General features: G+C 35.3%; 3 protein-coding genes and 3 tRNA genes. All 6 read left to right on the top strand.

Translation table 11 applies throughout. From position 1 onward, the window contains the following. Nucleotides 1-651 (top strand): tyrosine-type recombinase/integrase (locus B3J44_RS12980; RefSeq protein ID WP_286968803.1); only part of this gene is annotated, 651 nt, incomplete at its 5' end. A gap of 32 nt (nt 652-683) precedes the next feature. Next, on the top strand, nt 684-986 hold the full coding sequence (hpf, locus tag B3J44_RS12975) for a ribosome hibernation-promoting factor, HPF/YfiA family (RefSeq protein ID WP_008466930.1): 303 nt from the start codon (nt 684-686) through the stop codon (nt 984-986). 90 nt (nt 987-1,076) lie between these two features. Continuing rightward, nucleotides 1,077-1,150 (top strand) — tRNA-Thr (locus tag B3J44_RS12970). Nucleotides 1,151-1,209: 59 nt separating this feature from the next. Next, nucleotides 1,210-1,290: transfer RNA gene (locus B3J44_RS12965), tRNA-Tyr, on the top strand. 85 nt (nt 1,291-1,375) lie between these two features. After that, nucleotides 1,376-1,447: transfer RNA gene (locus B3J44_RS12960), tRNA-Thr, on the top strand. 55 nt (nt 1,448-1,502) lie between these two features. Then, nucleotides 1,503-1,717, top strand: a 215-nt coding sequence (locus B3J44_RS12955) for a GTP-binding protein (RefSeq protein ID WP_286968802.1), incomplete at its 3' end; no start/stop codon positions are given.

The following is a 1,717-nucleotide window of genomic DNA, read 5'->3' as shown; positions in this document are numbered from 1 at the left end:
TATAAGTTTCTTTTGAAAACAAAGCAAATAGAGGTTAATCCCATGCTGAAGCATAAATCTCTAAAAACGCCTAAAGTGGTTCAGATTCCTTTTTCAGAAAAAGAACTGAGTGATCTGCTTACTGTTATAGGTGCTCCTGTTGGTTTTGAGGAAATAAGAGATAGGCTTATTGTGGAGATGTTTTATGTGACGGGGATGCGTCGAGCGGAATTGATTAATTTGATGATTAAAAATGTGGATCGTTCAAATGGTTTGATTAAGGTTTTGGGAAAAAGAAATAAAGAGCGCATTATTCCGATTTTGCCGATTATTGCAGATCAGATTGATTTGTATATGAAGGAAAGGGATGGTTTGGATAGTTTGGTAAATCATGAGTGTTTTTTTGTTTCGAAAAAAGGGTTAAAATTGAGCGAATCTTTTGTTTATCGTTTAATAAATTCATACTTTAGTAGGGTCTCAGAAAAGGTAAAAAAAAGTCCGCATGTGCTTCGTCATACTTTTGCAACACACCTTTTAAATAATGGGGCAGATTTGAATTCAGTTAAAGAATTACTAGGGCATTCTAGTTTGGCGTCTACGCAAGTTTATACTCATAATAGTTTAGCGGAGCTTAAAAAAGTGTATAGAGGTGCGCATCCGAGAAGTAAATAGTGATTCTAAATGTTAATCCTAAAATTTTTATTATGAAGGTAGATGTTCATGCAGTTAATTTTACTGTCGACAGAAAATTGGTCGATTTTATCCAAGAAAGAATGGGTAAGCTAGAGAAATACTACGATCGAGTGGTTTCATCAGATGTTTTTTTGAAAGTTGAAAGAACGAGTGATAAAGAGAATAAGGTGGTGGAGATAAAGATTAATGTTCCTGGTGATGATTTTTTGGTGAAAAAACAGTGTAAAACATTTGAAGAGGCCGTTGAGCTTTCGGCAGAATCATTAGAACGTTTGCTTGTAAAAAGGAAAGAAAAAATTAGAGCGCACATTTAATTGAAATTTTTTTGAAAAAATGTTTTGATTAAAAGATAAAATAGCTACATTTGCAGTCCGTTAGAAATAGCGGACTTTTTTAATGCATTCGCCGATGTAGCTCAGCTGGCTAGAGCAGCTGATTTGTAATCAGCAGGTCGTGGGTTCGAGTCCCTCTATCGGCTCAATAAATTTCAAATGCGATTTGAAATTGGTTCTTTAAAATAATGGACTTTTAAAACTAGGGGAGATACTCAAGCGGCCAACGAGGGCAGACTGTAAATCTGCTGTGTGAACTTCGCAGGTTCGAATCCTGCTCTCCCCACAAATAAAAGTTTAGATTTTAGATTGTAAGTTATAGGTTGTTAAATCTGTATTTTAAAGTCTTTTAATCTAAAAATGGAAACTCTGCCGGTGTAGCTCAGGGGTAGAGTGCTTCCTTGGTAAGGAAGAGGTCTCGGGTTCAAATCCCGACATTGGCTCAAGTAAGTAGGAAATTGAAAATTAATATATAACTAAGATTAAAAATTAAGTAAAATGGCAAAGGAGAATTTTAATCGTTCCAAACCGCACTTAAACATAGGTACAATTGGACACGTAGATCACGGAAAAACTACATTAACTGCTGCAATTACAAAAGTATTGTCAGATGCTGGTTACTGTCAAGCAAAATCGTTTGATCAAATCGATAACGCTCCAGAGGAGAAAGAAAGAGGTATTACTATTAATACATCACACGTAGAGTACGAAAC

The organism is Flavobacterium sp. UBA4854, from assembly GCF_002399805.1.
GTDB classification, from domain to species: domain Bacteria; phylum Bacteroidota; class Bacteroidia; order Flavobacteriales; family Flavobacteriaceae; genus Flavobacterium; species Flavobacterium ginsengisoli.
This window is presented reverse-complemented; position numbering and strand designations above follow the sequence as displayed.